The organism is Pseudomonas sp. AC463, from assembly GCF_979253585.1.
This window is the reverse complement of sequence record NZ_CEEDDZ010000014.1, coordinates 197,651-203,865: the sequence shown is the minus strand read 5'-3', so window position 1 is coordinate 203,865 and position 6,215 is coordinate 197,651. Positions and strand designations below refer to the sequence as shown.

Genomic DNA, 6,215 nt, shown 5'->3' with positions numbered 1-6,215 from the left:
CGCCTTCGGCGGCCAGCAAGGTGCGGGTGGTCATGGAAGTCTCCTACAAGGCAGCGGGCATTGTATGAGCAGGAGGGTGTGTTGTCTGCCAGGCCGCTATCGGGGCAAGCCCCCTCCCACACTTGAACTGTGAATACTTTCAAAATGTGGGAGGGGGCTTGCCCCCGATGAATCCACCTCGGTCCCCCCGAATAAACCCATAAAAAAACGCCACAGACCAAAAGCCTGTGGCGTTCCTTCAACACCGCACCCGCTTACACAGTATGCAGATACCAGTTGTACTCAAGGTCGGAGATGGAGTGTTCGAACTCTTCCAGCTCACTTTCCTTACAGGCGACGAAGATATCGATGTACTTAGGATCGATGTACTTGGCCATCACCTCGCTGTCGTCCAACTCGCGCAGGGCATCGCGCAGGTTGTTTGGCAGGCTCTGTTCGTTCTGCTCGTAGCTGTTGCCTTCCACCGGTGCGCCAGGCTCGATCTTGTTGGTCAGGCCGTGGTGCACGCCTGCCAGGACCGAAGCCATCAGCAGGTAAGGGTTGGCGTCGGCGCCGGCCACGCGGTGTTCGATACGTACGGCGTCGGACGAGCCGGTCGGTACGCGGATCGCCACGGTGCGGTTATCCAGGCCCCAGCACGGCGAGTTCGGCACGTAGAACTGTGCGCCGAAACGACGGTAGGAGTTGACGTTAGGGCACAGGAACGCCATTTGGGCGGGCAGGGTCTCGAGCACACCGCCGATCGCGTGACGCAATGCGGCGTTCTGCTCGGGATCCTCGCTGGCAAAGATGTTCTTGCCGTCTTTGTCCAGGATCGAAATGTGTACGTGCAAACCGTTGCCTGCCTGGCCTGGGTAAGGCTTGGCCATGAAGGTGGTGTCCATCTCATGGTCGTAGGCGATGTTCTTGATCAGGCGCTTGAGCAGTACCGCGTAGTCGCACGCCTTGATCGGGTCGGCGACGTGGTGCAGGTTCACTTCGAACTGCGCCGGGGCACTTTCCTTGACGATGGCGTCGGCCGGGATGCCTTGCTCTTTGGCACCTTCCAGGATGTCCTGGAGGCAGTCGACGTATTCGTCGAGGTCGTCGATCAGGTAGACCTGTGTCGAGTGCGGGCGTTTGCCGGAGATCGGCGAGCGGGGCGGTTGTGGGCGGCCGTTCACGTTCTCCTGGTCGATCAGGTAGAACTCAAGCTCGAAGGCGGCGCAGATGGTCAGACCGAGGTCGTCAAATTTGCTTACAACTTGGCGGAGCACTTCACGCGGGTCGGCGAAGAAAGGTTCACCTTCAAGTTCGTGCATGGTCATCAGCAGCTGCGCGGTAGGGCGCTTTTGCCAGGGCTCATTGCACAGGGTGTCGGGGATCGGATAACAGATTCGGTCAGCATCACCGATGTCCAGACCCAGGCCGGTGCTTTCCACCGTCGAGCCGTTGATATCCAGGGCAAATAGAGAGGCAGGCAGGTTAATGCCCTTCTCGTAAACCTTGTGGAGGCTGGTGCGTTCGATGCGCTTGCCGCGCACCACACCATTCATATCCGCAATTAGAAGGTCTACGTACAGAACCTCAGGATGATCCTTAAGGAACGCGTTCGCTTCGTTAAGCTGAACGGCACGCGGGGGTACCGACATGATGCAACACCTTTGTTGTTAAAAATATCAATCATTGATCTTTTCTGGTTTCAGTCAACCCGAACGGCATGCCGAAGTCAAGCGAGGCCTTTTTTGCCCTAAAAAAGCACCGCGACGGCTTTTTTGGGGCTTTTTGGGGCGGTTTTTTCATTTTGACGAGCTTGGGACTCGCAGGCTTGAGCGGGCCGTGTTGTATTTTTTACGGGGGTGTTGTGTAAAAAAATGAACAAGGCTAAGCTCGATTCAAACCCATAACAGCAATAATACCGGGGTGCTTCATGTTTCACCTGCCGCCATCCGGCGTCTCTGCCTGCCTCAGCCAGGCTTTGTCCGCAGTCGATTCCTACAGCGTGAATGCCCACGCACCGGCCAATATTCTTGACGGCCCGTCCGACCTCTTCTTTGCCTCCTCACCTGCCACTGACCGGCCGCTTTCCGCGTTGCCGATCAATATTGCGCACGACTTTGGCGTGAGGAATGCAACGCTGCAGCAAATGGCAGGTAAGCTCCTACCCTGAATGAACAGACGACGCGGATGCTGCGTCAACCAACGCCTGGCCTTTTAATGGACGCCAGGAAACCCAGCCCAGAGGCATTTATGAGTAACAACCTCGACCAGCTCACCGATTGGTTGAAAGACCACAAGATCACAGAAGTCGAATGCATGATTGGCGACCTCACCGGCATCACCCGGGGCAAGATCTCGCCGACCAACAAGTTCATCGCCGAAAAAGGCATGCGCCTGCCCGAGAGCGTGCTGTTGCAGACCGTGACCGGCGACTACGTCGAAGACGACATCTATTACGAACTGCTCGACCCGGCCGACATCGACATGATCTGCCGCCCCGACCAGAACGCGGTATTCCTCGTGCCTTGGGCCATCGAGCCGACCGCCCAGGTAATCCACGACACGTACGACAAGCAAGGAAACCCGATCGAGCTGTCGCCGCGCAACGTGCTCAAGAAAGTCCTCAAGCTCTACTCCGACAAAGGCTGGCAGCCCATCGTGGCGCCGGAGATGGAGTTCTACCTGACCAAACGCTGCGAAGACCCGGACTTCCCGCTGCAACCGCCGATTGGCCGTTCCGGACGCCCGGAGACTGGTCGCCAATCCTTCTCTATAGAAGCGGCCAACGAATTCGACCCGTTGTTCGAAGACGTCTACGACTGGTGCGAACTGCAGGAGCTGGACCTCGATACCCTGATCCACGAAGACGGCACGGCGCAGATGGAAATCAACTTCCGTCACGGCGATGCGTTGTCCCTGGCCGACCAGATCCTGGTGTTCAAGCGCACCATGCGTGAAGCGGCGCTCAAGCACAATGTGGCCGCCACTTTCATGGCCAAGCCGATGACCGGCGAGCCCGGCAGTGCGATGCACTTGCACCAAAGCATCATCGACATCGCCACCGGCAAGAACGTCTTCTCCAATGAAGACGGGACCATGAGCCAACTGTTCCTCAACCACATTGGCGGCCTGCAGAAATTCATCCCTGAATTGCTGCCGCTGTTTGCCCCCAACGTGAACTCGTTCCGCCGCTTCCTGCCGGACACCTCGGCGCCGGTGAACGTGGAGTGGGGCGAAGAAAACCGCACCGTCGGCCTGCGCGTACCGGATGCCGGCCCGCAGAACCGCCGTGTGGAAAACCGCCTGCCGGGCGCCGACGCCAACCCGTACCTGGCGATCGCCGCCAGTTTGCTGTGTGGCTACATCGGCATGGTCGAAGGCCATAACCCGAGCGCGCCGGTGGTGGGTCGTGGTTACGAGCGACGCAACCTGCGCCTGCCGTTGACCATCGAAGACGCCCTGGAGCGTATGGAAAACAGCAAGACCATCGAGAAATACCTGGGTCAGAAATTCATCACAGGCTACGTCGCGGTCAAGCGGGCCGAGCATGAAAACTTCAAGCGCGTGATCAGTTCGTGGGAGCGGGAATTCCTGCTCTTCGCCGTCTGATGCGCCGGGCGCGCCCTTCAAACGGCGCGCCCTTCACTGAAAAGTCTAGGAGATTGGTATGTCCAGCAACAACCCGCAAACCCGTGAATGGCAAGCCTTGAGCAGTGATCACCACCTGGCGCCGTTCAGCGACTTCAAGCAATTGAAAGAGAAAGGCCCACGGATCATCACCAAAGCCCACGGTGTTTACCTGTGGGACAGCGAAGGCAACAAGATCCTCGACGGCATGGCCGGCCTGTGGTGCGTGGCGATCGGTTACGGTCGCGATGAACTGGCTGACGCCGCCGCCAAGCAGATGAAAGAACTGCCGTACTACAACCTGTTCTTCCAGACCGCACACCCGCCGGTGCTGGAGCTGGCCAAGGCCATTTCCGACATCGCGCCTGCCGGCATGAACCATGTGTTCTTCACCGGTTCCGGCTCCGAAGGCAACGACACCATGTTGCGTATGGTCCGCCACTACTGGGCGATCAAGGGCCAGCCAGACAAGAAAACCATCATCAGCCGCAAGAATGGCTACCACGGCTCCACCGTGGCTGGCGCCAGCCTGGGCGGCATGACCTATATGCACGAACAGGGCGACTTGCCGATCCCGGGCATCACCCACATCGCCCAGCCGTACTGGTTTGGCGAAGGCGGCGACATGAGCCCCGAAGAGTTCGGGATCTGGGCCGCCAACCAGTTGGAAGAAAAGATTCTGGAGCTGGGTGTGGACACCGTCGGTGCCTTTATTGCCGAGCCGATCCAGGGCGCCGGCGGCGTGATCGTGCCGCCTGCCACCTACTGGCCGCGCATCAAGGAAATCCTCGCCAAGTACGACATCCTGTTTGTCGCCGACGAAGTGATCTGCGGTTTCGGCCGTACCGGCGAGTGGTTCGGCAGCGACTTCTACGACCTCAAGCCGCACATGATGACCATCGCCAAGGGCCTGACCTCGGGTTACATCCCCATGGGCGGTTTGATCGTGCGCGACGAAGTGGTCGAGGTGCTCAACGAAGGCGGCGATTTCAACCACGGCTTCACCTACTCCGGCCACCCGGTGGCGGCTGCGGTGGCCCTGGAAAACATCCGCATCATGCGCGATGAAAAAATCGTTAACCGTGTGCACGACGAAACGGCACCGTATTTGCAGAAACGTCTGAGGGAACTGGCGGATCACCCGCTGGTGGGCGAAGTGCGCGGTGTGGGCATGCTCGGTGCCATTGAACTGGTGCAGGACAAGGCCACCCGCAAACGTTATGAAGGCAAGGGCGTGGGCATGATCTGCCGCAACTTCTGCTTCAATAACGGGCTGATCATGCGCGCCGTGGGCGACACCATGATCATTTCGCCGCCGCTGGTGATTACCCTGGCTGAAATCGATGAGTTGGTGACCAAGGCTCGCCACTGCCTGGACCTGACCTTGGCGGCATTGCAGGGCTAAGTGCTAGTCTCAGCCTGCGGCAGACAACGCAGGCTGCGGCTTAAAAAGAAAAATTCGGAGCATCACCAAATGAAGGCATTAGGTTTGAAGAACGCTGGCAAGACCCTCCTCGCCTTGTCCCTGATGGGCGCAATGGCGGGCGCGGCCCAGGCAGACGATAAAGTGCTGCACGTGTACAACTGGTCCGACTACATTGCACCGGACACCATCGCCAACTTTGAAAAAGAGTCGGGCATCAAAGTGGTGTACGACGTTTTCGACAGCAACGAAACCCTGGAAGCCAAGTTGCTGGCAGGCAAGTCCGGTTATGACATCGTCGTACCGTCGAACAACTTCCTCGCCAAGCAGATCAAGGCCGGTGTCTACCAGGAGCTGGACAAGTCCAAGCTGTCCAACTACGACAACCTGAACAAATCCCTGCTTAAAGCCGTGTCGGTCAGCGACCCGGACAACAAGCACGCCTTCCCGTACATGTGGGGTTCGATCGGCATCGGCTACAACCCGGAGAAGGTCAAGGCTGCGCTGGGCGTGGACAAGATCGATTCGTGGGACGTGCTGCTCAAGCCGGAAAACATCGCCAAGCTGAAAAGCTGTGGCGTGAGCTTCCTCGATTCGCCAACCGAAATGCTGCCGGTCGCCCTGCATTACCTGGGCCTGCCGACCGACACCCAGAAGAAAGAAGACCTCAAGCAAGCCGAGGCCCTGTTCCTCAAGCTGCGTCCATCGATCGGCTACTTCCACTCGTCCAAGTACATCTCCGACCTGGCCAACGGCAACATCTGCGTGGCCGTGGGTTACTCGGGTGACATCGAACAGGCCAAGTCCCGAGCGGCTGAAGCCGGTGGCAAGGTCAAGGTTGCCTACGACATTCCGAAAGAAGGCGCTGGCAGCTTCTTCGACATGGTCGCCATCCCTAAAGATGCCGAAAACGTCGACGCCGCCTACAAGTTCATGAACTACCTGCTCAAGCCGCAAGTGATGGCCGAGATCACCAACAGCGTGCACTTCCCGAACGGTAACGAGAAAGCCACCGCTCTGGTCGACAAAGACATCACCAGCGACCCAGGCATCTACCCGCCAGCGGACGTGCAAGCCAAGCTCTACGCAATTGCGGACTTGCCGGCTGCAACCCAGCGTGAAATGACCCGCAGCTGGACCAAAATCAAATCGGGCAAATAAAGCCTTGAAACCTTTTGTGTGGGAG

At 58.5% G+C, this 6,215-nt stretch carries 5 protein-coding genes; 4 read left to right on the top strand and 1 reads right to left on the bottom strand.

From position 1 onward, the window contains the following. Window positions 1-254: 254 nt before the first annotated feature. Window positions 255-1,631, bottom strand: a complete 1,377-nt coding sequence (locus AC0IYH_RS19115) for a glutamine synthetase family protein (protein ID WP_003213894.1) — start codon at window positions 1,629-1,631, stop codon at window positions 255-257. 278 nt (window positions 1,632-1,909) lie between these two features. Here AC0IYH_RS19115 and AC0IYH_RS19110 point away from each other — a divergent pair, with 278 nt between their 5' ends. From AC0IYH_RS19110 to AC0IYH_RS19095, 4 genes are all read left to right on the top strand, one after another. Further along, complete coding sequence (locus AC0IYH_RS19110; RefSeq protein ID WP_116626894.1) at window positions 1,910-2,149, top strand: hypothetical protein; 240 nt, start codon at window positions 1,910-1,912, stop codon at window positions 2,147-2,149. A gap of 80 nt (window positions 2,150-2,229) precedes the next feature. Next, window positions 2,230-3,588, top strand: coding sequence for a glutamine synthetase family protein (locus AC0IYH_RS19105; protein WP_083356224.1), 1,359 nt, complete (start codon window positions 2,230-2,232; stop codon window positions 3,586-3,588). Window positions 3,589-3,646: 58 nt separating this feature from the next. After that, window positions 3,647-5,011 carry an aspartate aminotransferase family protein gene (locus tag AC0IYH_RS19100; RefSeq protein ID WP_116626893.1) on the top strand — a complete coding sequence of 455 codons (1,365 nt, stop codon included), beginning with the start codon at window positions 3,647-3,649 and terminating at the stop codon, window positions 5,009-5,011. 84 nt (window positions 5,012-5,095) lie between these two features. Continuing rightward, complete coding sequence (locus AC0IYH_RS19095) at window positions 5,096-6,190, top strand: polyamine ABC transporter substrate-binding protein (protein WP_116626892.1); 1,095 nt, start codon at window positions 5,096-5,098, stop codon at window positions 6,188-6,190. The last annotated feature ends 25 nt before the right edge of the window (window positions 6,191-6,215 follow it).